Here is a 23,787-nt window from a genome sequence, read left to right as displayed (position 1 = left end):
CTACGGGCATGACTGAGCCGAAATCCGAGGGCAAGGGCGGGGTGAAAACGCTGGGCATTCGCCTGCCAGGAGAGCTACACGCGCAGTTCGCGCTGGTTGCACAACTGGACGGGTTGAACCTGGGTGACGCCGTCCTGCGAGCAGTGGAGTTCTACGTCGAGGCCAAGCGCTCCGAACAGGACTTCGCCGAGCGAGCCAAGGCCGCGCTCGAAGAGATCGAGCGCGAAGCCGCCGCACGACGGGCCGCCATCGAGGACCTGTTTGGCGGCACACCAGAGGTCGCCAAGGAGCAGGACAAGGCACCAGGTGGAGCGCGGCGCCGATCCGGAGCCGAGAGCTAACGCCGCCGCTCCAGCAGTGAACGTGACGGGTAGTGCTTGAAACGCTACCCGTCACCAGAACGGAAAGACATTTTCACCAAGGACAGGATTGCCGTTCTTGGCACAAGAAAGAAGTCCTGAGAATATCAACAATAAGGGGAGATTTATGCCTTAATTAAGCCAAGAGGAGAATGTCATGCCAGATAATCCACATCGAACACGGCACGCAGTTTCATATTTACGAGTCGCCTCGTCCAGCAAGGACGATCCCAACGCCATCGACCGGCAACGTGAAATCTGCCAGAGCCTGGCCCATACCTGCGGACTGACGATCGTGCGCGAATACGTGGACATCGGCCGTCCCGCTCGCTTGCCACAACAGTCTCAGTTGCAACTCTTACTAGACGACCTGAAGCGACTATGTGATGCCGCCTTTGTGATCGTTCCCGATTATGCACGTCTGGCGCGAGACCTGGCGCAGATGGACAACGTTACGCAGCAGATTCGCGCAGCCGGAGCCGAAGTCGCGACACCTTCCAGCGCTCGCACAGCGGCAACGTTCGAGCAAAAGCAATCCGAAAGCACAGACGAGGAGGTGCCCAATGACTAAAGACAGCACAACACAAACGTCCAACAGCAACGGCAAACAAGCCACTGCCCTCGAAGCCGCCACACAGCGGGCACGGACTCGGCCACCCCGCAACGGGTCTCATGCCACGGGACGGGCGGTACCCATTGCCTTCGTCTACCTGCGGGTGAGCACGAGAGAGCAAGCCCGCACTGGTGGCGGTATCGAGGGCTATTCCATCCCGGCTCAGCGCCAAGCCTGCCATGCCAAAGCAGCCCAGCTCGGTGCTGCCGTAGAGCGGGAGTTCGTGGACGCCGGAGAGTCCGGTCGGTCATCAGACCGCGATGACCTGCAAGACATGCTCGCAGAGATCAAGATTGTGAGGCCGGACTACCTCATCATCCACAAGATCGACCGACTGGCACGGAACCGCGCAGACGACATTGCCATCAACCTGTTGCTCAAGCGTCACGGCGTCACGCTGGTTTCCTGCACTGAGAACATCGACGACACGCCTAGCGGCAAGCTCTTGTACGGCCTTCTCGCCGAGATCGCCCAGTTCTACTCAGGCAACCTCGCCCAGGAGGTATTGAAGGGACTGGTCCGCAAGGCCGAGGAAGGCGGTACTCCTTTTTGCGCCCCAATCGGCTACCTGAACAAGCGCGAAACGATCGGGCGTATCAGTATCTCGTCGGTCATCTTGGACCCGGAGCGGGCCGAGTTGGTGCGCTGGTGCTTTGAGCAGTATGCCACCGGTGAATGGAGCGGTATCGATCTTCTACTGGCCGCAAGAGCCAGGGGTCTGAGTGGTCGCCCCACAGCCAAGAACCCGACCATGGAGATCAGTCTCACCGGGTTCTACTACATGCTTCAGAACCCGTACTACATGGGAATCGTGCCCTACCGAGGCATTCACTACGAGGGGAAACACCCCGCTCTGGTCGAGCCTGAGGTCTGGCTGGCGGTCCAAGACATCTTGGCCGCGAACGCCCACGACGGCGAGAAAGACCGGACGCACAACCATTACCTGCGCAGCACGATCTACTGTTCGTCTTGCCGAGGCAAGCTGGTCTTCTCGCAGAGCAGCGGGAACGGTGGGACCTACGCCTACTTCCAGTGCGTCAAGAAGAAGACCAAGCGCAACAACTGCCACAGGCGGGCGGTACGGGTCGAACGTATCGAGAACGGCATCGCCGACTTCTACGCAGGCTTCCGCTTGAGCGAGGCACGTGCCGAGGACATCCGGGCGAGCATCCGGGCCGAACTGGTGAGCCAGCAGACAGAAGGCTCGCAGCGCATCGCCCGTGCGGTGAAACGCAAGACCATCGTGGGCGGCGAACGCCAGAAGCTGCTCCAGGCCCATTACGCCGGGGCCGTCCCGACCGATCTGCTTGCCTTGGAGATGCGGCGGTTCACCCGCGAGTTGGCAGAAGCTGATGTCGATATCCAGGCGGCAAGTGTCAACACGGCAGAACTTGCGGCGACCCTTGAGGCCGCACTGCGTGCCGCGGCCAACTGTGAGGCTGCGTACTTGGCCGCACCAAACCACGTACGGCGGCAGATCAACCAAGGCTTCTTCAAGAAGCTGTACATCGGGGAAGACGGCAACGTCGAAGAAGCCGAGCTGACGGAGCCCTTCGCTGCCCTGCTCGATGGAGGTGCCATGTGCACCATTCCGGCGGAGGAACGCGCCATTGAAGCGGAAGCGGATCAAGCGGCGAACGGCCTCGTCCTGGCGTCCCAGATCGCCGTTCGGCCGCTGGCGCTGGTCGCCACTGGCGATGCGGCCGCCGAACCTGATCTTGCGCTAGGGACGTTTTGGGCGGCAGAAGACGCAGCTACTGACCGTGATTATGACGCAACGCCCGGCGATTTCATTCGTCTGGGCGTTGGTGTGAATAAGACCTATCTGGTGGGCGCGACAGGGATCGAACCTGCGACCGCTCGGGTGTAAACCGAGTGCTCTTCCGCTGAGCTACACGCCCCAACCCGCACGCCGAGCGCACGGGGTACAGCTACATCATGCCTTGAGTGAGGCTACGGCCTTCTTCCAGGCGTCCTGGTCCCGGGCCTCACCCGGCGCGTTCACCTCGGCGAAGCGCACGACACCGGTGACGTCGATCAGGAACGTTCCCCGCAGTGCCATGCCCGCGGTCGAGTTGAACACGCCGTAGGACTGCGCGACGGCCCCGTGCGGCCAGAAGTCGGACAGCAGCGGGAACTGGTAGCCCTCCTGGTTCGCCCACGCCTTCAGGGTGAACGGGGTGTCGACCGACACGCCGAGCACCTGGACGTCTTCGTCCTCGTAGGTCGAGAGCTCGTCGCGCAACTGGCAGAGCTCGCCGTTGCAGATGCCGCTGAACGCGAACGGGTAGAAGACCAGAAGCACGTTCTTCGAGCCGCGGAACGACGACAGCGAGACGGGCTGCTTGTTGTAGTCGTTGAGCGTGAAGTCCGGAGCTTCCGAACCGACCTCGACCGCCATGAAACCCCTCCGGTTGACCAGGACGTACCCACGGGCGATGCGAAGCGCCCGTGGATCAACCCTAGTTCAGCCTGAAGAGTGTCAGCGCTTGGCCTTGGCGGACTTCGGCCACACCAGGCGGGTGCCGGCCCAGTCGTCGGCCACGCTGATGTTCGACGTTTGCGAAAGGCCCGCGGTCGGCACCGCCTCGGCGATGTCCGAAGGTTCCACGTGGCCGGGGCGGCCCGTCTTCGGGGTGAGAACCCAGATCACGCCGTCCTCGGCGAGCACTCCGGTGGCCTCGAGCAGAGCGTCGACCAGGTCGCCGTCGTCCTCTCGCCACCAGAGCAGGACGACGCTCACCGTCTCGTCGGCGTCCTCGTCGAGGATGTCACCGCCGATCTGCTCCTCGACGGCGGCACGGAGGTTGTCATCGACGTCCTCGTCCCAGCCGAGCTCTTGGACGACCATGCCCGATTCGATCCCGAGCTTCTCGGCGACGCCGATCTTGCCGGCGTCTTCCGCGGCGACCACGGTTTTCACTCCTCCAACTACGCAAGAGCGACAGCCTCAAAGACTGCCGCCAAGTCCGTTACCTCGGGCTAGCGAACACTGTCAGCTACCCCTGGCGCAACTGTTGACCACTTGACACGCCGGAACAGGGACCCCTGTGAAGATCCCTACACTGGCAGGAGGCATGCTCTACATGCCTCTTATCGCGCGCGCGTGAGCGACACGATCCAGAACTACCGATCAGTAGCGGTGACGAAGTCGTCGCGCAAGGACAACGATAGGACCGCGTGGCACGGTTTCCGGGCCAGCGCGAGGTACCGCCAACGAAGCCGAGGAGACACCTTGAGCCCGCAGAACACCGGCCCCGAGCGGGTACGTGTCATTCGTGACGGCATGGCCGCGCACCTGCCGGACATCGACCCCGAGGAGACGTCCGAGTGGCTCGAGTCGTTCGACGAGGTGCTCAAGGGTGGCGGTCAGCAGCGGGCCCGGTACCTGATGCTGCGTCTGCTGGAGCGTGCGCGTGAGAACCACGTCGGCATGCCCGCTCTGACCAGCACGGACTACGTCAACACCATCCCCACCGAGCGGGAACCGTGGTTCCCCGGTGACGAGGAGGTGGAGCGCCGCTACCGCGCGTGGATCCGGTGGAACGCCGCGATGACGGTGCACCGCGCGCAGCGGCCCGGCGTTGGTGTCGGTGGACACATTTCGACGTACGCGTCCAGCGCGTCGCTCTACGAGGTCGGCTTCAACCACTTTTTCCGCGGCAAGAACCACCCCGGCGGCGGCGACCAGATCTTCATCCAGGGCCACGCCTCCCCCGGTGTCTACGCGCGAGCGTTCCTCGAGGGCCGCCTGAGCGAGCACCAGCTGGATGGCTTCCGCCAGGAGTACTCGCACGCCGGTCCGGGTGGCGGCCTGCCGTCGTACCCGCACCCGCGCCTGATGCCGGACTTCTGGGAGTTCCCCACGGTCTCCATGGGCATCGGCCCGATGAACGCGATCTACCAGGCGCGGTTCAACCGCTACCTGCGCGACCGCGGCTTCAAGGACACGTCCGACCAGCACGTGTGGGCGTTCCTCGGCGACGGCGAGATGGACGAGCCGGAGTCGCGCGGCCTGCTGCAGCTCGCCGCGAACGAGCAGCTCGACAACCTCACGTTCGTCGTCAACTGCAACCTGCAGCGCCTCGACGGGCCCGTACGCGGCAACGGCAAGATCATCCAGGAGCTGGAGTCGTTCTTCCGCGGCGCCGGCTGGAACGTCATCAAGGTCGTCTGGGGCCGCGAGTGGGACGCGCTGCTGCACGCGGACCGCGACGGTGCGCTCGTCAACCTGATGAACAACACGCCCGACGGCGACTACCAGACCTACAAGGCGAACGACGGCGCGTACATCAAGGAGCACTTCTTCGGCCGCGACCCGCGGACGAAGGCGCTCGTCGAGCCGATGACCGACGACGAGGTGTGGAACCTCAAGCGCGGCGGGCACGACTACCGAAAGGTCTACGCGGCCTACAAGGCGGCGACCGAGACCGTCGGCCAGCCGACCGTGATCCTCGCCAAGACCATCAAGGGCTACTCGCTCGGCAAGCACTTCGCGGCGCGCAACGCGACGCACCAGATGAAGAAGATGACCCTGGACGACCTCAAGGGCTTCCGGGACAGCCTGCGCATCCCGATCTCCGACGAGGTGCTCGAGAAGGACCCGTACCTGCCGCCGTACTACCACCCCGGACAGGACAACCCGGAGATCCAGTACATGCTGGAGCGCCGCCGTCAGCTGGGTGGTTTCGTACCGGAGCGCCGCACGAAGTCCAAGGCTCTCGTGCTGCCCGGCGACAAGGTCTACGACGGCATCCGCCGCGGCTCGGGCAAGCAGGAGGTCGCCACGACGATGGCGTTCGTCCGCCTCGTCCGCGACCTCGCGAAGGACCCGGAGATCGGCCCGCGCATCGTCCCGATCATCCCGGACGAGGCACGCACGTTCGGCATGGACTCCATGTTCCCGACGCAGAAGATCTACAACCCGAACGGCCAGGCGTACACCTCGGTGGACGCCAACCTGATGCTCGCCTACAAGGAGTCCGAGCAGGGCCAGATCCTGCACGAGGGCATCAACGAGGCGGGTTCCACGGCGTCGTTCACGGCGGTCGGCACGTCCTACGCGACGCAGGGCGAGCCGATGATCCCGATCTACATCTTCTACTCGATGTTCGGCTTCCAGCGCACGGGCGACGGCCTGTGGGCGGCGGCGGACCAGATGGCGCGCGGCTTCGTGCTCGGTGCCACCGCGGGCCGCACCACGCTGACCGGTGAGGGCCTGCAGCACGCCGACGGCCACTCGCTGCTGCTGGCGCACACGAACCCGGCCGTGATCTCGTACGACCCGGCGTGGTCGTTCGAGGTGGCGCACATCGTCAAGGACGGTCTGCGGAGGATGTACGGCGAGAACGCCGAGAACGTCTTCTACTACATGACGGTCTACAACGAGCCGTACGTGCAGCCCGCCGAGCCGGAGAACCTGGACGTGGAAGGCCTCCTGCGCGGCCTCTACCGCTACCAGGAGGGCCCGCAGACCGGCGGCCCCCGTGCCCAGATCCTCGGCTCCGGCGTGGGCCTCCCGTGGGCGCTCAAGGCCCAGCAGTTGCTCGCCGACGAGTGGGGCGTCTCCGCGGACGTGTGGTCCGCCACGTCGTACTCGGAGCTGCGCCGCGACGCCGTCGACACCGACCGCCACAACCTGCTGCACCCGGACGCCGAACCGCGCGTGCCGTACGTGACGCAGGTGCTGGCGGACGTCCAGGGCCCGGTCGTCGCCGTGTCCGACTGGGCGTCGGCGATCCCGGACCTGATCCGCCCGTACGTCCCGACCGACATGACGACCCTGGGCACGGACGGCTTCGGCTTCTCCGACACCCGCCCGGCCGCCCGCCGCCACTTCCTGGTGGACGCGGAGTCCGTCGTCGTCGCCACGCTGGCCGCCCTGGCCAAGCGCGGCGAGGTGGACCAGGCCAAGGTCGTCGAGGCGGCCCGCAAGTACCGCATCGACGACGTGCAGGCCGCGGGCCCGTCCACGGGCGACGCTGGCCTGGCGTAGCTCTCAGGGCTGTTGGAGGGGCCGTTCCGCACCCGCGGGGCGGCCCCTCGCCTTATGTTGCGGGGCATGCAGGGGGAGCCGTACGACCGCGTCGCCAATCTGAGCCACACCAATCCCGCCGAGCAACGCGGATCGACGGTCGCGCATCCGGCACAGCCGTGGACACCGGCTGTGCACGCGTTTCTGCGCCACCTGGAAGCCGAGGGTTTCGAGACCGCGCCCCGCGTGGCCGGGCCTGGGTTCGACGACGCCGGCAACGAGGTCCTGACGTGGCTGCCCGGCACCGTGATCGCCGAGGAGGTGTGGCCGGAGCCAGAACGGTCGCTGCACGAGGTCGGAGCGATACTTCGTCGACTGCATACAGCAGGCCGCTCGTTCACGCCGCCACCGGACGCGCGGTGGATGCCGTGGACGTTGCGCAGCCGCGCGCACGACGCCGTCATCAGCCACGGCAACATCGCGCCCTGGCACGTCGTGTTCCGCGACCGGCGGCCCACCGGCCTCATCGGCTGGGAGTACACCGGTCCGGTCGACCCGATCGACGAGGTCGCCGTCACCGGCTGGTACTGCGCGCAACTGTTCGACGACGACGTCGCCGCGCACGTCGGGCTCCCACCGGCCGAGACCCGCGCCGAGTGGTTCCGGTGCTTCCTCGACGGCTACGGCCTGCCTCACGACGCCCGCACGAGCCTGGTCGACCGCATCCTGCGGTTCGTGATCACCGACAACGGCTGGTTCGCCCGCACGCAGGGCTTCACCCGCGAGTCCCGCGACGCCGAGGGGCTCTGGACCTTGGCCTGGCAGTCACGAGCCGCGCTGTGGCCGCTCGAGCACCGCGACCTGCTCACACGGCGTACTCGATGAACTGCCCGGCGATCGTGAACCCGAGACGCCGGTAGACGGGTTCCCCCTCCGGAGAGGCTTGCAAAACGGCGATCCGGTACCCCTCGGCACGTGCGGTGCGCAACGCGGCCAACGTGATCGCGCCGCCATAGCCACGTCGGCGATCCCCGGCGAGGGTCGCGATGTTGTAGACACCGGCGACGCCCGCGTGCAGGAACACCTCCGCCGAGCACACCGCACGGCCGTCCACGTACCCGACGAGGTAGCGCGCCCGGCTCGCCAACGCCTGCGCGGCCACGTCGGCGTAGAACCGGCGGACGGTCGCGGCGGGCGGGTCCCAGTTCGCGGCCAGGATCACCGCGTAGTCGGCGAGCTCGGCCTCGGTGCTCACCCGCCGGATCTCCAGCCCTTCGACCTGAGGGCCCGGCAGGGCGGAGTCCGCGAGGTCCAGCCACATCGCCGCCTCGGTCTCCGCCGCGTGCGCCCCGGCCTGGTTCAGCACGGGACCGAGGTCGGCCGGCGCCGAGGCGGGACCGACCCACCACGAGAACGGACGCCCGGTCGCCCTCACCGCACTCAGCACCTCCGCGACGCGCGCCGTGACGTTCTCGGCCGTGAACCGGGCCGCCGCGATCATGTTGAACGTGTCGTCGTCCAGCCCGCTGTCGGCGATCAGCAGGTCCTCGGTCTCCACCACCGTCGCGTGTTCGAGGCTCCGATGCAGGTGGCAGGCGTGCTCGGCGAGGTTCTGCTCCATGCCCTCCAGCAGGCCTGTGCTGACCTGACGCAGGCTCTCGTCGTTGAACTCGACCTGGTCGTACTCGTCGACGGTCAGCGACGCCCGGACCTCGGCGAGGAACTCCAGCGTCTCGGCCGGGACCCGCCAGCCCACATCACCGCCGTCGACGCGATCGTGGAAGTAGCGCGCGACGGTCAGCCGAGCAGTGATCCCGGGATCGGCGGTCAGCTCGGCGAGCGCGCCGCGGATCGGCTCGAGCCGGTCGACGACGTGCTGGATCTGCTCATCGACGCGGTCGTCGCCGCGCCGCACGATCCGCCAGGTGTACGCCCAGTTCTCGTCCGACCCCATGCCGAGCCGAACTGATATGTCGGCTGCGGACATCGTCTCGCTGGACAGGGCGAAGTAGCTGTACTGCTCGACGCGCATCGGGCCATCAGAACACGACGCGGGCGTCCAGCACGGCCGTGCGGACAGCGGGATCGGCGAGTCCGAGGTGGTGCCGGACGTAACTGTCGGCGCACGTTCGGCGACCTTGGGGTGTGGACGAGAGCGAACGGCCTTATCCGGTCCTGTCCAGCCGGGCGATCATCATCGGGGGTGCCCTCCTCGTCGTGCTCGGGGTGGGGCTTGCAGTGCTGCTGATGATCACCTTGGGCGACGGGCAGCACGCGAACCAGCTCGACGCGATCAAGACCGCGGGCACGATCGTCGTGGGCACCGGTGGAGCGGCCGCGCTGTGGTTGACGGCCCGCCGGCAGCGCACCACCGAGATCGGGCTCAACCAGAAGCACGTGGACCAGCAGGTCGCCGAGCGCGCCCACTGGCACACGGAGCTGGACTCGACAGCTCGGCGGATCACTGACCTGTACGGCAAGGCCGTCGAGCAGATCGGTTCGGACAAGGCCGCTGTGCGGTTGGCGGGCTTCTACGCGCTGGAACGACTCGCGCAGGACAACGAGACGCAACGGCAGACCATCGTGAACGTCCTGTGCGCCTACCTCCGCATGCCGTCCGAGGGTGATCCGAAGGAGGTGGAGGTCCAGCAGACCGTCCAGCGCATCCTCGCCGCGCACCTGCGTGCTGACGAGAAGTGGTGGAACCCGGAGATCGACCTCACCGGTGCGATCCTCGTCGACGCGACCTTCGAGCACTGCGTGCTGTACGCCACGAACTTCACCGGCGTCACGTTCGAGGGCAGAACCTCGTTCTACAAGTCGCAGATCGGCGGAACGAGCACCTTCACCAAAGCGCGTTTCGCCGGTTTCACCAGCTTCGACGACGCCGTGTTCGGCACGGACGCGGACTTCACCGAGACCACCTTCGGCGGGTCTGTCCAGTTCGACCGGGCCGTGTTCCACCAGCGAGTGGACCTCACGGGAGCGGTCTTCGAGGGCGAGTCGTTCTTCGTCGGCACGACGTTCAACGGCGTCGCCATGCTCGGACCGGCCACGTACAAGGGTTTCGCGGACTTCGTCAACGCGCGGTTCGACGGACCAGCGGCGACGTGGCTGGGATCGACGTTCGAAGCGGGCGCGTACTTCGGTGGTGCCGTCCTCTCCGGTCCGGCCTACTTCCCGGAAAGCGCGGATGTGAGGGGCGCGCAGTTCGCCGAGAAGCCGTGGATCGCCGTGCCCGAAGAGCCGCCGCAACCGGGCCCCGCGCGGTACTACGTCGCCCAGGACGGCAGCGGCATCGTTCAGGCGGCAGGCCTCGAGGTACCTGGTCACCTGTCGGGTGAGGTGATGTACCTCCAGCCGGGCATGACCTTCCAGGGCCTGGACGGCTCGGAGCGGCGCGTGTTCGGCACGTGGGACGAATGCGTCGAGGTGGCCAGGGCGAACCTCGTCGACCGCCTCGGCGGTGAGTCGGACCCCGCGACCGAGACCGCGATGCCCATCAACCCGGTCGAGCCGACGGACGACTGGGACGACTACTGGTACTCGGGCATGTTCGTGGCGGCGCTGGACCAGCTCGCCGAACCGGCCGACCTCGACCAACTCGCCACGCGCGGCGGCATCCTGGCCGAGATCGGCTTCGCGACCCTCGCGATCGCCGACCTCGACCAGGTGCTCGCCGAACAGCCGTGGCGCCCGTCCGAGTACTCCGCTCGCGCCTACGCCCACGGACTCCTCGGCCACACCGAGGAGTCCGAACGTGACTTCGCCAGGGCGCAAGCACTCGCCCCGCGCCACGCGTGGACGTTCTTCCGCAAGGCTCTGCTGTCGAACGACCCGGCTGACGCCCGGAAGGCCCTCGAAGCCGACCGGCCGTCACTCAGGGAGTTGCAGACCTTGAAAGCGGAGACGATGGTCTAGCACTGCGGAACGGGCTGGGCCTTCAGGAGCGGTTCGGCGGCGCGGGCGTCGAACAGCAGCGGGATGATCGAACGGGCCTCCTGCTTCAACGGCACGATGCGGTCGCCACCCCGCATGTACAGGGACTTGATGCCGTGCAGGGCGAGCTCGTCGGAGACGTCGCGGTATTGGGCGCCGGTCAGGACGTAGCCGCACGGCGGGGTGGCGAGCACGTCCCCCGGAGCCGGCGGCTGGTTGTCGGCGCCGCCGAAGTAGATCGGGCCGGACCGAACAGCGCGAGAAGCGGCGTTGGCGGCTTCGATCTCCGCGCGCCGATCACGAACGAACGACTGGGTGCCGTCCAGAGCCTTCAAATGCGAGTCGACGCGGTATGCGGGAGCGCCGTCAGCGTTGGTCTCGACGAGCAAGCCCATGCCGTGCTTCAGGCCACCGGTGTTGCGGAGAATGCGTTCCTGGTGGTCACCGGCCACCTGGCGGACCGGCTCACCGGTCACCGGGTCGACGTAGATGCCGTAAACGCCCGAGGTGCGGCCGGCCGCCTCGACGGAAGGCCGGACGTAGGAGCGCGACAACGACTCGGAGAGCGAGTGAACGTCAGCAGTGACGTTGAGGTTGCGCGGCCACAGCCAGAGGACGTCCTTCACGTAGTAGGGCGCAGACGGGCCGAACTCGTGGAGGTCGTGGATGACGTCGGGCTGGTAGTCGCGGATCACGGCGGCCATCGCGCGAGCCTCGGCCGACTTCAGCAGCAGGTGGTCGCGGTTGATGTCGGTACCGAGAGAGTTGGTGCGGGTGTCGGCGACGCGGCCGTCCGGGTTGGCGTTCGGCACGAACAGGTAGGTCACGGAGGAAGAGCGCGGCAGCGAGCGCATGCGGATCAGGCAGGCTTCGCGGCCCGCGGGTTCGTCGCCGTGCTGCGAGCAGATGAAGAGCACAACCGTGCGGGCTGAGCGTGAGCCGACGCGCACGAGTTGGATCGGACGGCCTTGCGCGGTCTCACCGATCTGCGAGACAGGAAGGCCGGTAGCTCGCAGGTAGGTCTGTTCCTCGGCCTCGGTGGTCCACTTGCCGGTCTTCTCGAAACCCGTCTGCGGCGGCGGAGCGGCCAGAGCGGGCACGGGTACCAGCAACGAAGCAGCGGCCAGTAAAGCGATCAGTCCCCTCATAGAGGAGACTTTGCCGCCTGTGTCAACCGGCGGGCGGTGCGGTTCCAGTCCCAGAAACCGTGGATCACCAGGCCCGCGAAGATCAGGTAGACGAACGCGCTGAAGTACAGGCCCGACTGGATCTGCAACGGCACACCGACGGCGTCGACGGCGAGCCACACCAGCCAGAACTCGACCAGGCCGAGGCCCTGCAAGGAGAACGCCAGGATGGTGCCGACGAAGATCGCGGCATCCGGCCACGGTGCCCACGAGGCGTGCAACCAGTCCAGGACCAGGGCGAACGCCACTGTGCCGACGACGAAGGCACCGGCCACGGCCAGGCGTTCACGCCAGGAACCCTTGCGCACCACGACACCGAACACCGGGTCGCGGCGCTTCACCCACGCGTACCAGCCGTAGACCGCGATCAGCCCAACGACCACCTGACGCGTCGCGAGACCGCCCAGGTGAGCCGACAGGTAGACGGTGAACAGCAGGGCGACCGAGACCAGTTGAACTGGCCAGGTCAACAGTGATCGGCGCTGCGCCAGGAAGACCACCGCCAGGGCCAGCACCTGCCCGAACAGTTCCGTGTACGCGATCTTCTGCCCGAAGATCGTCAGTCCCAGCTCGTACCACACGGCTTGTTCTCCCGTGGTTCAGTCGCCGTATACCGGTGTTTCCTACGGTCCCACCATGTCATCTTCCTTAGCGCTGGCGCTCGTGCCTTTGTTCCTCACCGCGCCCGCGACGCCCGTCATCACACCGACGGTGATCACGCAGACGTTCGAGGAGCCCTCGGACGCCGACGACCCGGCCATCTGGGTCAACCCGCGCAACACCGAACGCAGTGTGGTCCTGGGCACACTCAAGGAAGGCGGGCTCGCGGCGTTCGACCTGAACGGCCGCACGATCGGCGTCCACCCGGCCCCGCCGGCACCCACGCCGGACGCGAAGCCCGGCCGCTTCAACAACGTCGACGTGGTCGGGAACCTCGCGTTCGTCAGCGACCGCGGCCGTGACCGCATTCGTGTGTTCCAAGTGGACGAACACGGCGTGAAGGACGTCACGAACCCCGCGACCAAGCCGGTGTTCAGCAAGACCGAGCAGGAGGTCGACAAGCAGCACACCGTCTACGGTCTCGCCGCCGGGCACCTCAACGGCAAGGACGTCGTCGTCACGAGCCGGCGCAACGAGACCAGCATCGCGCTGCTGCAAGTGACCGAGAACGACCGGCAGTACGACACCAGGAAGGTGTCCACTCTGGACCTTCCGAGCACCTTCACCCTGCCGGACGGCCGGAAGTGGACGGTGTGCGGCGAGCCCGGCGAGGGCCCGCAGGTCGAGGGCATGGTGATCGACGAGCGCACCAACACCCTGTACGCGGCGCAGGAGGACGTCGGCATCTGGCGCATCCCGTTGCGCGCCAACGGCTTCGGCAAACCGCAGCTGGTCGACAAGGTCCGCGGCTGGGGCGCCCCGCAGAAGTACAACCCCGAGACCGAGGAATGCGAGGCGGACGGCCCGAACCCCGGCTTCGGCGGCAAGTGGCTCGAAGCCGACGCCGAGGGCCTCACGATCGCGGACGGCGTGCTGCTCGCGTCCAGCCAGGGCGACTCACGATTCGTCGCCTACCGCACGGCCGACATGAAGCCGTTGAAGGACTTCAGGGTCAAGGACGTCGAGCACTCCGACGGCGCCGACATCGTCCTCGGCAAGCTCAACCTGCTGGTCGTCCACGACGGCGAACGCCCGAATGGCACGGGATTCGCGTTCATCAGGTTCTAACCTGTCCCCCATGGGGACCCAGCTGAGCCAGGACGCCCTCAACCGGGCGCTGATCGAACGACAGATGCTGCGCGAACGCGCCGACATAGGCGCGTTCGCCACCATCGAGCGGCTCTTCGGCATCCAGGCGCAGGAACCGAAGTCGCCCTACATCGGCCTGTGGACGCGGCTGCGGGACTTCCAGCCGCAGGAACTCGAGGACCTCCTCGTCAGCAGGTACGTCGTCCGCGTCCTGCTGATGCGCGGCACGATCCACCTGGTCAGCGCGGTGGACGCCCTCGCACTGCGCCCCCACACCCAGCTCAAGCTCGACCGCGAGCTGCAGAGCGGCCCGTTCGCGAAAAGACTGCAGGGCCTCGACCTCGACGCCGTGGCAGAAGCCGGACGCAAGATCCTCGACGACACCCCGCAGGGCACCGCGGACGCCGGCAAACAGCTCCAACAACGGTGGCCCGACCGCGAGCACACCGTCCTGGGCAACGCGCTGCGCAACAAGCTCGCGCTCGTCCAGATCCCACCGCGGGGTCTGTGGCACCAGAGCGGACGAGCGGTCTGCACGACCCTGGAAGCCTGGCTCGACCAGGACCAACACCCCATGAACCGCGAAACGCTGGTTCTGCGCTACCTCAAGGCGTTCGGCCCGTCGACGGTGATGGACGCCCAGCAGTGGTCCGGACTCACCAGGCTCGGCGAGGTCTTCGAGAAACTCAGGCCGCAGCTGGCCACCTTCACCAACGAGGCGGGCAAGGAGCTGTTCGACCTGCCCGACGCCCCGCGCCCCGACCCGGAGACCGAAGTCCCGGTAAGGCTTCTGCCCGAGTTCGACAACATCCTTCTCGCCCACGCCGACCGCAGAAGGGTCATCGCCGACGACCGGCTCGGCGTGGTCATCGGCGGCAAACCCACGGTCCTCGTCGACGGGTACGTCGTCGCCACCTGGTCCGTCGACAAAGAACGCACCATCACCGTCGACTACATCGACAAGCTCGGCAAGAGCAGGCAGAAGGCGGTCGCCGAGGAGTGCGACCGCCTTCAGGACTGGCTGAAGCAGAACTAGGCGGCGAGCTCGACGTGCGCGCCGTCACCGACGACCAACCGGTGCTGGCGCGCCGATCCCACCCGCGCCCGGCGGCCGATCAGCGACGTCTCGATTCCGGACACGTTGTGCACGGAGGCCTCGTTCAGGACGATCGAGTCGGCCACCCCGGACTCGGTGATCCGGCAGTCCGCGCCGATCGACGTGTACGGCCCGACGATCGACTCCTCGACCAACGTCCCGGCGCCGATGATCGCGGGCCCGACGATGCACGACCGCACCACCCGCGCGCCCTCCTCGACCACGACCTCGCCGATCAGCCGCGACTCGGAGTCGACGATCCCCTGGATGTCCGTCCGCAGCCCCATCAGCAGCTCGCGGTTGCACTCCAGCACGTCCTCCACGCGACCGGTGTCCTTCCAGAACCCCGAGTAGACCCGCGCCCGCACGTCGCCGGAATGCGTCACCAGCCACTGCAGCGCGTCGGTGATCTCGAACTCGCCGCGCCACGACGGCTCGATCGCGTCGACGGCGGCGTGGATCGCGGGCGTGAAGAAGTAGACGCCGATCATCGCGAGGTCGCTGCGCGGCTCCTGCGGGTGCTCGATCAGCCGCGTCACGCGCGAGTTCTCGTCCACCTCGGCGACACCGTAGAGCCGCGGGTCCTCCACCTTGTCCACGAGCACCTGGGCGGACGGCCGCAGCCGCGCGAACTCGTCGGCGATCTGCCCGATGCCGTCGGCCAGCACGTTGTCGCCCAGGTACATCACGAAGTCGTCGTCACCGAGGAACGGCCGGGCGATCCGCACGCAGTGGGCGAGCCCGAGCGGCACGTCCTGCTGGATGTAGGTGATCGACACGCCCAGGTACGACCCGTCGCCGAACAGCTCGGAGATCTCCTGCCCGCCGGTGCCGACGACGATGCCGATCTCGGTGATCCCGACGTCCCTCAGGTTCTCCACGACGTACTCGAGCACGGGCTTGTTGGCGATGGGGACGATGTGCCGGGGCAGCGAGTATCCCGCCGGGCGCACGCCTGCGGACAGCACTAGGGCTTTCATGGGTCCTCCACCGCTGCAGCGGAACAGTTCGGGGTGGCTACGAGCGTCCGTGCGACCACTGGACCGGAACTGGAGAACCGCCAAACAACGAAGAAGGGGCCTCACCGAAGTGAGACCCCTTCACCGAGGTGAGAACTACTTCTCGGTCATCGGCATGCCCGACGGCGGCGTCGGCGCGTCACCCATGCGGCCGCCCACGGTGGCCGGCATCTCCTGGGACGCGCGCGGCATCGGCGACATGGCGGCCGCCTCGTCCTGCATGCGGTTCAGCCAGCCCTCCCACCGGGCCTGCATCGGGCGGACCAGGCCGCCACCCACGCCGATGATGATCACACCGGCGATCGTGGCGAGCACGGCGACCAGGACCGGCATCGTCACCGAGATCGCGATGCCCAGCTGGTTGAGCGCCGCGATGACGCCCAGCGCCATCACGAAGCCGTACGTGATGTTGCCCAGGATCTTCGTGTACGAGCGCTGCCCCAGCGCACCGGTCACGAGGCCCTTGAGAGCCGTGCCGATGGCCGACGCGACGATCACGAGCACCATCGCCACGACGATGCGCGGCAGGTACGCGATGACCTCGTTGAGCAGCGTGCTGACCGGGTTCGACGCGCCGAACACGCCGAACGCCAGCTGCAGCGCGATGAGCAGCACGAAGTAGTACACGATCTTGGCGATCAGGCCGGTCGCGTCCATCGGCGCCTGCTTCATGGCGCCGTTCAGGCCCGAGCGGTCGACGAGCCTGTCGAAGCCGACGCGCTTGAGCAGGAACTGGACGCCCTTGGCGAGCGCCTTGGCGATGAACCAGCCGATGACCAGAACGAGCAGGAAGCCGAGCAGCTTCGGCACGAACGTGGCGACCATCGCCCATGCCTGGCCCAGGCCCTCGGTGATTTGTGAGCCCACGGGCCCTCCAAAGAACAAAGTTGCGGTGAGTGAAGATCCGACCAGTTGATCGTTTCGCGGATCAGACCGCTCAGCAACTTCGACACTGTGACACGAAAGGGTGGCTGACGTGGATTTTTGTCTCAATACAGTCCAGAGTGGAACCACCGGTGGGGACCGGGGAGAGGGAAGCGCCCGCCACGCTCCGTGGCGGGCGCTTCCACATTTCTACGGTCGTGCCGAGAGCCCTCGCCCGTCGAGATACGACTGCATCCGGTCCGCCGACAACGCCGGCGCCGTGCCGCCCTGACCGTCCTTCGGCACGTCCGGCCGCGGGTCACCGGCGCACTCGGAGCTGCTGCCGGGCAGCGCCCCGTCGATCAGGTACCGGTTGATCTTGTCGTCGACGCACTTGTTGCCGCCGTTGTAGATCCCGTGCTTGCCCTCGTCGACGACGGTGATCAGGTTGTAGCCCAGCCGGGCCGCCATCGCCGGGCCGCTCGCGTACTGGGTCTGCGTGTCGCCCTCGGACTGCACGACGACGCCGACCGGATACCCGTTGCGGGCGATCCTGACCGGCGGCTCGGGCGGCGTGAACGACCGGAACGTGCACGTCATCGGAGCGGCGCGCACGATGCCGAAGCCGAACGGGTAGCGCTCGCGGAACGTCCGCATGTCCTCGTAGTAGAGGTGCAGGTCGGTCGGCCAGTCCGACTCGCAGGTCACCGTGTCGAACACGCCGGACCGCAGCTCCTGCAGACCGGTCTTCGCGAGCACCTGCCCGGCCTTGGCGCCCTCGGTGTTCTCCGGCTTCTCGCCCGACCGCAGCTTGGTCACGATCGCCGCCAGGTCGGACCACAGTGGACGGTAACGGGAGCCGACTCCCATCGCGCCGTCGAAGGCGGAGCGGTCGTGGTCACCGACCGGCGCCGTGTGCAGCTTCGCGGCGACCTTCTCGACCTCGGCGATCACCTCGTCCTGCGACTTGCCGAGCGCGAACTTCTCGTTGCGCTCCCCCACCCACGCTGCCCACATCTCGACGTCGTGGCGGTAGGCGACGGCCTGCTGGCGGAACTGCTCGTGCCAGACCCACTCCGGGTGCACGGCCGAGTCGAGCACGCTGCGGTCGAGGCGGTTCGGGAACAACGTGCCGTACACCGCGCCCAGGTACGTGCCATAGGAGTAGCCCAGGTAGTTGATCTTCTGCTCGCCCAGCACGGCGCGCACGACGTCCATGTCCCGCGCGGTGTTCGCGGTGCTGATGAACTGCCGGATCCCGCCGGCCGACTTCTGGCACGCCTCCTCGGCCTCCCGCGCCTCGGCCGCCCACTTGCCGAACTCGCTGTCCGCGGGCCGCGACTCCGGCTCGGCGATCGCGGGCGCGGCCCGGCAGTTCAGCGCCGTCGAACCGCCGACGCCCCGCGGGTCGATGCCGATCACGTCGTAGACCTGCGCGACCTCGGACTTGCCCAGGAACAGTGGCAGGCCCAGCCCCGAGCCGCCAGGTCCACCCGGATTGGTGAACAGCACGCCGCGCCTGCGGTCCTGCGCCGCCGCCTTCTTGCGGCTGATGGTCAGGTTGATCCGGTCGTCCGCCGGTTTGGTGTAGTCGAGCGGCGCCATGAGCGTCGCGCATTCCAGCTCGCTGAGCTTTCCGCTGCACTGCGCCCACTTGACCGGCTGCGCGTTGTACTCGGCCAGAGGGTCGGGAGGATCGGCCGAGGCAGTCACGCCCGTGGCGGTGAGCGCGACCACGCCGAGGACGAAACTCAGGAACCTACGCAAGACAAAACCTCCGCGCCGAAACGAACAGACCTCTGCCGCCCGACGGTATGGCTGATCACAGTCCCCGACGGGTTCTGTCACCCGTCCCGGTGATGTCACCTCCAGGGCCTTAAGCTGCGGGTATGACCGAGGCAGCCAAGGCGAAGGAGGAGCATCCGCCGACCCTCTCCGCCCGCACGATGCGCAAGATCGAGCGTGCGTCCGGCTCACTCGCCACCGCGAGCGTGTCCGAGATGGAGGAGCGGCTGCCGTGGTTCGCCCGGATGCCCGCGGACCAGCGCGCCAGCGTGCTGCTGCTGATCCAGAACGGCGTGGCGGGGTTCGTCGAGTGGCTGCACGACCGGCAGCAGGCGATCCGGCTCACCGCGGACGCGTTCCGGTCGGCTCCCAAGGACATCTCCCGCTGGGTGAGCCTGCGCCAGACAGTCGAGCTCGTCCGGATAGCGCTGGAGCTGTTCGAGGAGCAGATGCCGCAGATGGCCGCCGACGAGACCGAACGCGCGCTGCTGATGGAGGGCGTGCTGCGATACGGGCGCGAGATCGCCTTCTCCGCCGCCACCTCCTACGCGACCGCCGCCGAGGCGCGCGGTGCGTGGGACGCCCGGCTGGAAGCGCTGGTCGTCGACGGCATCGTGCGTGGCGACCCCGAGGAGTCGTTGCTCAGCAGGGCCGCCGCGCTGGGCTGGGACCCGGCGCTCGAAGCCACGATCCTGGTCGGCAACCCCGGCGCCGAGGACCCTCCGGCGATCGTCTACTCGGTGCGCAGCAAGGCGGCCCGCGCGGGCCGGCCGGTGCTGCTGTCCGTGCAGGGCTCACGACTGGTCGTGGTGCTCGGCGGCCCGACGGAGACCGGTGAGGACGTGCTCGGCCGCATCGCCGAGGGCTTCGGCGAGGGGCCGGTGGTGGCGGGGCCCACAGTCGCCAGCCTGTCCGAGGCCCACCGCAGTGCCAGCGACGCGTTGAGCGGGCTGCGCGCGGTCGTGGGCTGGCCTGCCGCTCCCCGGCCCGTCCGGTCGCTCGACCTGCTGCCGGAACGCGCGCTCGCGGGCGACCCGGAAGCCGAGTGGCAGCTCGTTGACAGGGTTGCGCGGCCGCTGGAGGACGCCGGAGGGGCGCTGCTGGAGACCGTGGACGCGTTCCTCGAGGTCGGCGGCGTGCTGGAGACGTGCGCGAAAAGGCTGTTCGTGCACCCGAACACGGTCAGATATCGCCTTCGGCGCGTTCAGGAAATGACGGGAAGAAATGCACATGACGCTCGCGACGCGCTTGTGCTTCGCGTCGCTTTGTCTGTAGGACGCCTTGCTCGCTCCCGGGGCCTGTGGTAGCGAACGGCCTGTGACCGACTTCGCACACATCCGTCAGGGTGAGAGCCAAACGACCTTGCCACCCGCTGACCTGCGCAGACGTCCAGGACGGTTCACCTGGCTGACACTTTTGTAGGGTCTCTACAAATACGATCGCAGTACTTCGTTCTTTACGGCATGGGGTACCGGTGGGTTCACCAGCTTTAGTAATCGACGTGATCGCACTCCTCGCGCCCGGACAAGGGTCCCAGACGCCCGGCATGCTCGCCCCCTGGCTCGAACTGGAGGGGACCGAGAAGCAGGTGCGCACGTGGTCGGAGATCACCGGTCTCGACCTCGTCCGTCTCGGCACCACCGCGGAGGCCGAGGAGATCGTCGACACCGCCATCACCCAGCCGCTGGTCGTGGCTCTCGCGCTGCTCGCGTTCGGTGAGCTGCGCCGCCGCGTCGAGCTGCCCGCGGACGTGATCGTCGCGGGCCACTCGGTCGGCGAGCTGGCCGCCGCGTCGATCGCGGGCGTCATCAGCGCCGACGACGCGGTCGCACTGGCCGCCGTGCGCGGTGCCGCGATGGCACAGGCGTGCGCACTCGAGCCGACCGGCATGGCCGCGGTGCTCGGCGGCGACGAGCAGGAGGTGCTCGCGCGCCTCGAGGAGCTCGGTCTCGTGCCCGCCAACCGCAACGGCGCCGGCCAGATCGTCGCGGCCGGTCCGCGTCCCGCTCTCGACGAGCTCGCGGAGACCCCGCCGGGCACGGCGAAGGTCCGCAAGCTGGCGGTCGCGGGCGCGTTCCACACGAAGTACATGGCGCCCGCAGAAGACGCTGTGCGCGCGCGTGCCGCCGAAGTCACCACGCACGACCCGTTGATGCCGCTGCTGTCCAACAAGGACGGTCAGGCCGTCACCGAGGGCACCGAGGTGCTGCGCCGCCTGGTCTCCCAGGTCACCAGCCCGGTCCGTTGGGACATCTGCCAGGCAACGCTGCTCGAGAAGGGCGTGTCCGGCTCCGTCGAGCTGCCGCCCGCCGGCGCACTCACGGGTCTCGCCAAGCGTGCGATGAAGGGCACCGCCACCCTCGCCCTGAAGACCCCCGACCAGCTGGAAAAGGTCGCGGAGCTCTTCGACACCGTTGGAGCTGCTAAGTGACGACCTTCCAGGCCCCGCAGGCATCTGCCGGGAGCCGCATCATCGGACTCGGCAGCTACCAGCCCGAGACGGTGGTGAGCAACCACGACCTCGCTCAGCGCATGGAGACGTCCGACGAGTGGATCCGTGACCGCGTCGGCATCGTGAACCGGCGCGTCGCGGCCAAGGACGAGGGCGTCGTGGACATGGCCGTCATCGCGGGCCGCAAGGCGATCGAGGACGCGGGCATCGACCCGTCCGACGTCGGCGCCGTGATCGTGGCGACGTGCACCATGCCGTCGACCATCCCGAACGCCGCCGCCCAGGTCGCCGACAAGATCGGTGTGAAGGCCGCTCCGGCGTTCGACCTCAACGCCGCGTGCGCGGGCTTCTGCTACGCCGTCGCGACCGGCTCGGACCTGGTCCGCGCGGGCACGGCCAAGAACGTCCTCGTCATCGGTGCCGAGAAGCTCACCGACTGGACCGACCAGGACGACCGCTCGACCGCGATCATCTTCGCGGACGGCGCGGGTGCCGTCGTGATCGGCGCCAGCGACGAGAACCAGATCGGCCCCGTCGCATGGGGTTCGGCCGGTGACCTGGCCGAGGTCATCACCATCGTCGACCGCGACTCCTTCATCCACCAGGAAGGCCAGACGGTCTTCCGCTGGGCGACGACCCAGATCGCGCCCATCGCGATCCGTGCCGCCGAGCTCGCGGGTGTCGCACTGTCCGATGTGGACGTGTTCGCCCCGCACCAGGCAAACTTGCGGATCATCGAGGCGATCGCCAAGCGCCTGCGCAACAATGGTGCGCGGGAGGACCTGAAGGTCGCTCGAGACATCGTCGAGTCCGGCAACACCTCGTCGGCCTCGATCCCCATGGCGCTGGACCACATGCGCGCGGCGGGCGAGATCTCCAGCGGAGACGTGGTGCTGATGGTCGGGTTCGGCGCAGGTCTGTCCTACGCGGGACAGGTGGTCAGGTGCCCGTGAGTACCCAAGGTTTTTTCATCGTTTCAATCGAAAGGGAACTTCAGTGAGCGACAACGTCCTTACCGGTCTTGCCGAGATCGTCGAAGAGGTCGCCGGCGTGGCCGCCGACGACGTCACCGCTGAGAAGTCCTTCGTGGACGACCTCGACATCGACTCGCTGTCGATGGTCGAGATCGCCGTCCAGGCGGAGGACAAGTTCGGCGTGAAGATCCCGGACGACGAGCTGGCGAACCTCAAGACCGTTGGTGACGCGGTGAACTACATCACCAGCAACAAGTGACTTCGGGCATCGAGGTAGTCATCACCGGGCTGGGTGCAACCACCCCGCTCGGTGGTGACGTCACGTCGACCTGGGATGCACTCCTGGCCGGCAAATCCGGGGTCCGCCCCATGACCCACGACTGGGTCGAGAAGTACGACCTGCCGGTCAAGATCGCGTCACAGCTCGTCGTCGACCCCACCGAGGTGCTCCCCCGCGTCGAAGCGAGGCGCCTGGACCGCTCCGAGCAGGTCGCCATCGTGGCGTCCCGCCAGGCCTGGTCCGACGCCGGTCACAACGACGACACCGTCGACCGCCAGCGCCTGGCCGTGATCATCGGTACCGGCATCGGCGGCGCGATCACCCTCCTGACCCAGGACGACCTCCTGGAGACGCAGGGCCTGCGCAAGGTGTCACCGCTGACCGTCCCCATGCTGATGCCGAACGGCCCAGCCGCCCACGTGGGCCTGGAGCTCAAGGCCCAGGCAGGCGTCCACGCCCCGGTCTCCGCCTGCGCGTCAGGCGCCGAGGCCATCGCGTGGGCCTACCGCATGATCATGGCCGGCGAAGCCGACGTGGTCGTGGCAGGCGGCGCGGAAGCGTGCATCACGGCGATCCCGGTAGCGGGCTTCTCGCAGGCCCGCACCATGAGCACCCGCAACGACGAGCCCGAAAAGGCCTCGCGCCCGTTCGACACGGCCCGCGACGGCTTCGTCCTGGGCGAGGGCGCGGGCGTAATGGTCCTGGAACGCCGCGAGTTCGCCGAGGCACGCGGAGCCAAGATCTACGGCCGCCTGGCAGGCATCGGCACCTCAGCCGACGGCTACCACATCACCGCCCCGGACCCCGAGGGCGTGGGCCAGTCCCGCGCCATCGCCGCAGCCCTGCGCTCCGGCAACATCGACCCGTCCGACGTGGGCCACGTGAACTGCCACGCCACCTCCACCCCGGTGGGCGACGTCGCGGAAACCGTGGCAATCCGCAAGGCGATCGGCGACCACCCGGTCCTGACCGCCCCGAAGGGGGCCCTGGGCCACCTCCTGGGCGCGGCAGGCGCAGTAGAAGCCATCGTGACAGTCCTCTCGATCCGCGACGGCGTGGTTCCCCAGACCCTCAACCTGGAGAACCTGGACCCGGCCGTCTCCCTGGACGTGGTGGCAGGCGAACCGCGCAAGATCAAGCTGGACGCCGCAGTGAACGACTCGTTCGGCTTCGGCGGCCACAACGTGGCACTGGCCTTCACCCCGGCCTAGCACCACTGACGACACGAAGCCCCGGCCCGCAACCAGCAGGCCGGGGCTTCGCGCTGCTACCCCAAGCAGCGCCCGATGCCGCAGGCGAGGCGACCCGAAGGCGAAGCCGAGGCAATGGCGACGCCGAAGGCGAGCTGCTTGTCCCGTGCGCTTCGGGTGGGGTCCCGTCACGAGTCGTGCCTGATCGTCTGCCGCCGAAAGCAACAGGCGTGCCATCAACCCGCAAGCGGCGCTGGCTGGTCTTTGATCAGATTGGCGGGGTCCGGGGCGGAGCCCCGCGCCCTA

Annotated in this window: 21 protein-coding genes and 1 tRNA gene; 13 read left to right on the top strand and 9 right to left on the bottom strand. The window is 67.6% G+C overall.

Annotation, left to right across the window (positions count from 1 at the left end):
* Nucleotides 1-8 precede the first annotated feature (8 nt).
* The 3 genes from ABZ345_RS45370 to ABZ345_RS45360 all read left to right on the top strand — a co-directional run bounded on the left by ABZ345_RS45370 (nt 9) and on the right by ABZ345_RS45360 (nt 2,842).
* Nucleotides 9-341, top strand: coding sequence for a hypothetical protein (locus ABZ345_RS45370; protein WP_359861628.1), 333 nt, complete (start codon nt 9-11; stop codon nt 339-341).
* 175 nt (nt 342-516) lie between these two features.
* Nucleotides 517-930 carry a recombinase family protein gene (locus tag ABZ345_RS45365; protein ID WP_359861626.1) on the top strand — a complete coding sequence of 138 codons (414 nt, stop codon included), beginning with the start codon at nt 517-519 and terminating at the stop codon, nt 928-930.
* A complete protein-coding gene (locus ABZ345_RS45360; RefSeq protein WP_359861646.1) occupies nt 923-2,842 on the top strand; it encodes a recombinase family protein in 1,920 nt (639 codons plus the stop codon). Before ABZ345_RS45365 ends, ABZ345_RS45360 begins: the two co-directional genes overlap by 8 nt.
* Here ABZ345_RS45360 and ABZ345_RS45355 read toward each other — a convergent pair.
* The 3 genes from ABZ345_RS45355 to ABZ345_RS45345 all read right to left on the bottom strand — a co-directional run bounded on the left by ABZ345_RS45355 (nt 2,799) and on the right by ABZ345_RS45345 (nt 3,886).
* A tRNA-Val gene (locus ABZ345_RS45355) sits at nt 2,799-2,873 on the bottom strand. The two genes, ABZ345_RS45360 and ABZ345_RS45355, sit on opposite strands and share 44 nt — an antisense overlap.
* A 35-nt stretch (nt 2,874-2,908) precedes the next feature.
* Nucleotides 2,909-3,373 carry a peroxiredoxin gene (locus ABZ345_RS45350; protein WP_359861624.1) on the bottom strand — a complete coding sequence of 155 codons (465 nt, stop codon included), beginning with the start codon at nt 3,371-3,373 and terminating at the stop codon, nt 2,909-2,911.
* 81 nt (nt 3,374-3,454) lie between these two features.
* Nucleotides 3,455-3,886, bottom strand: a complete 432-nt coding sequence (locus ABZ345_RS45345; protein ID WP_330851204.1) for a DUF3052 domain-containing protein — start codon at nt 3,884-3,886, stop codon at nt 3,455-3,457.
* A 372-nt stretch (nt 3,887-4,258) separates the two neighbouring features.
* On the opposite strand from ABZ345_RS45345, the gene aceE reads away from it, so the two are divergent.
* Both aceE and ABZ345_RS45335 read left to right on the top strand, forming a co-directional pair.
* On the top strand, nt 4,259-6,967 hold the full coding sequence (gene aceE / locus ABZ345_RS45340) for a pyruvate dehydrogenase (acetyl-transferring), homodimeric type (RefSeq protein ID WP_359861644.1): 2,709 nt from the start codon (nt 4,259-4,261) through the stop codon (nt 6,965-6,967).
* A 66-nt stretch (nt 6,968-7,033) separates the two neighbouring features.
* Entirely contained in the window at nt 7,034-7,831 is a 798-nt protein-coding gene (locus tag ABZ345_RS45335) for a hypothetical protein (protein ID WP_359861622.1), read from the top strand.
* On the opposite strand, the gene ABZ345_RS45330 is transcribed toward ABZ345_RS45335, so the two are convergent.
* Nucleotides 7,812-8,978, bottom strand: a complete 1,167-nt coding sequence (locus ABZ345_RS45330) for a GNAT family N-acetyltransferase (RefSeq protein ID WP_359861620.1) — start codon at nt 8,976-8,978, stop codon at nt 7,812-7,814. The two genes, ABZ345_RS45335 and ABZ345_RS45330, sit on opposite strands and share 20 nt — an antisense overlap.
* Before the next feature lie 113 nt (nt 8,979-9,091).
* Here ABZ345_RS45330 and ABZ345_RS45325 point away from each other — a divergent pair, with 113 nt between their 5' ends.
* Nucleotides 9,092-10,867, top strand: coding sequence for a pentapeptide repeat-containing protein (locus tag ABZ345_RS45325; protein WP_359861618.1), 1,776 nt, complete (start codon nt 9,092-9,094; stop codon nt 10,865-10,867).
* On the opposite strand, the gene ABZ345_RS45320 is transcribed toward ABZ345_RS45325, so the two are convergent.
* Nucleotides 10,864-12,033, bottom strand: a complete 1,170-nt coding sequence (locus tag ABZ345_RS45320; protein ID WP_359861616.1) for a M14 family zinc carboxypeptidase — start codon at nt 12,031-12,033, stop codon at nt 10,864-10,866. The two genes, ABZ345_RS45325 and ABZ345_RS45320, sit on opposite strands and share 4 nt — an antisense overlap.
* Complete coding sequence (gene pnuC / locus ABZ345_RS45315) at nt 12,030-12,653, bottom strand: nicotinamide riboside transporter PnuC (protein ID WP_359861614.1); 624 nt, start codon at nt 12,651-12,653, stop codon at nt 12,030-12,032. Before pnuC ends, ABZ345_RS45320 begins: the two co-directional genes overlap by 4 nt.
* Nucleotides 12,654-12,708: 55 nt before the next feature.
* Here pnuC and ABZ345_RS45310 point away from each other — a divergent pair, with 55 nt between their 5' ends.
* Nucleotides 12,709-13,800, top strand: a complete 1,092-nt coding sequence (locus ABZ345_RS45310) for a phytase (RefSeq protein ID WP_359861613.1) — start codon at nt 12,709-12,711, stop codon at nt 13,798-13,800.
* 10 nt (nt 13,801-13,810) lie between these two features.
* The gene (locus tag ABZ345_RS45305; protein ID WP_359861611.1) at nt 13,811-14,857 is read left to right on the top strand and encodes a winged helix DNA-binding domain-containing protein; all 1,047 of its coding nucleotides are present in this window, start codon (nt 13,811-13,813) and stop codon (nt 14,855-14,857) included.
* Here ABZ345_RS45305 and ABZ345_RS45300 read toward each other — a convergent pair.
* The 3 genes from ABZ345_RS45300 to ABZ345_RS45290 form a co-directional block, all read right to left on the bottom strand.
* Nucleotides 14,854-15,897, bottom strand: coding sequence for a glucose-1-phosphate thymidylyltransferase (locus tag ABZ345_RS45300; protein ID WP_359861609.1), 1,044 nt, complete (start codon nt 15,895-15,897; stop codon nt 14,854-14,856). The two genes, ABZ345_RS45305 and ABZ345_RS45300, sit on opposite strands and share 4 nt — an antisense overlap.
* Nucleotides 15,898-16,032: 135 nt before the next feature.
* On the bottom strand, nt 16,033-16,803 hold the full coding sequence (locus ABZ345_RS45295; protein WP_359861607.1) for a hypothetical protein: 771 nt from the start codon (nt 16,801-16,803) through the stop codon (nt 16,033-16,035).
* A gap of 207 nt (nt 16,804-17,010) precedes the next feature.
* Complete coding sequence (locus tag ABZ345_RS45290; RefSeq protein WP_359861605.1) at nt 17,011-18,567, bottom strand: alpha/beta hydrolase; 1,557 nt, start codon at nt 18,565-18,567, stop codon at nt 17,011-17,013.
* 122 nt (nt 18,568-18,689) lie between these two features.
* On the opposite strand from ABZ345_RS45290, the gene ABZ345_RS45285 reads away from it, so the two are divergent.
* From ABZ345_RS45285 to fabF, 5 genes are all read left to right on the top strand, one after another.
* Nucleotides 18,690-19,892, top strand: coding sequence for a helix-turn-helix domain-containing protein (locus ABZ345_RS45285; protein ID WP_359861603.1), 1,203 nt, complete (start codon nt 18,690-18,692; stop codon nt 19,890-19,892).
* A gap of 194 nt (nt 19,893-20,086) precedes the next feature.
* Complete coding sequence (locus ABZ345_RS45280) at nt 20,087-21,016, top strand: ACP S-malonyltransferase (protein WP_359861601.1); 930 nt, start codon at nt 20,087-20,089, stop codon at nt 21,014-21,016.
* Entirely contained in the window at nt 21,013-21,990 is a 978-nt protein-coding gene (locus ABZ345_RS45275; protein WP_359861599.1) for a beta-ketoacyl-ACP synthase III, read from the top strand. Before ABZ345_RS45280 ends, ABZ345_RS45275 begins: the two co-directional genes overlap by 4 nt.
* Nucleotides 21,991-22,033: 43 nt before the next feature.
* A complete protein-coding gene (locus ABZ345_RS45270) occupies nt 22,034-22,270 on the top strand; it encodes an acyl carrier protein (RefSeq protein ID WP_089950824.1) in 237 nt (78 codons plus the stop codon).
* Nucleotides 22,267-23,502 (top strand): beta-ketoacyl-ACP synthase II, encoded by a 1,236-nt coding sequence (gene fabF / locus ABZ345_RS45265; protein WP_359861597.1) that lies wholly within the window; start codon nt 22,267-22,269, stop codon nt 23,500-23,502. Before ABZ345_RS45270 ends, fabF begins: the two co-directional genes overlap by 4 nt.
* The last annotated feature ends 285 nt before the right edge of the window (nt 23,503-23,787 follow it).

Source organism: Lentzea sp. NPDC005914 (assembly GCF_040629405.1).
Lineage (GTDB): Bacteria > Actinomycetota > Actinomycetes > Mycobacteriales > Pseudonocardiaceae > Lentzea.
Note: the sequence above shows the minus strand (reverse complement) of the source record. Positions and strands in the feature narration are given on the sequence as shown.

What these genes read in the sequence shown, in the direction of transcription:
- ABZ345_RS45370 (WP_359861628.1), top strand. Translation starts at nt 9, where the DNA reads ATGACTGAGCCGAAATCCGAGGGCAAGGGCGGGGTGAAAACGCTGGGC.
- ABZ345_RS45365 (WP_359861626.1), top strand. Translation starts at nt 517, where the DNA reads ATGCCAGATAATCCACATCGAACACGGCACGCAGTTTCATATTTACGA.
- ABZ345_RS45360 (WP_359861646.1), top strand. Translation starts at nt 923, where the DNA reads ATGACTAAAGACAGCACAACACAAACGTCCAACAGCAACGGCAAACAA.
- ABZ345_RS45350 (WP_359861624.1), bottom strand. Translation starts at nt 3,373, where the DNA reads ATGGCGGTCGAGGTCGGTTCGGAAGCTCCGGACTTCACGCTCAACGAC.
- aceE (WP_359861644.1), top strand. Translation starts at nt 4,259, where the DNA reads ATGGCCGCGCACCTGCCGGACATCGACCCCGAGGAGACGTCCGAGTGG.
- ABZ345_RS45335 (WP_359861622.1), top strand. Translation starts at nt 7,034, where the DNA reads ATGCAGGGGGAGCCGTACGACCGCGTCGCCAATCTGAGCCACACCAAT.
- ABZ345_RS45330 (WP_359861620.1), bottom strand. Translation starts at nt 8,978, where the DNA reads ATGCGCGTCGAGCAGTACAGCTACTTCGCCCTGTCCAGCGAGACGATG.
- ABZ345_RS45320 (WP_359861616.1), bottom strand. Translation starts at nt 12,033, where the DNA reads ATGAGGGGACTGATCGCTTTACTGGCCGCTGCTTCGTTGCTGGTACCC.
- ABZ345_RS45310 (WP_359861613.1), top strand. Translation starts at nt 12,709, where the DNA reads ATGTCATCTTCCTTAGCGCTGGCGCTCGTGCCTTTGTTCCTCACCGCG.
- ABZ345_RS45305 (WP_359861611.1), top strand. Translation starts at nt 13,811, where the DNA reads ATGGGGACCCAGCTGAGCCAGGACGCCCTCAACCGGGCGCTGATCGAA.
- ABZ345_RS45300 (WP_359861609.1), bottom strand. Translation starts at nt 15,897, where the DNA reads ATGAAAGCCCTAGTGCTGTCCGCAGGCGTGCGCCCGGCGGGATACTCG.
- ABZ345_RS45285 (WP_359861603.1), top strand. Translation starts at nt 18,690, where the DNA reads ATGACCGAGGCAGCCAAGGCGAAGGAGGAGCATCCGCCGACCCTCTCC.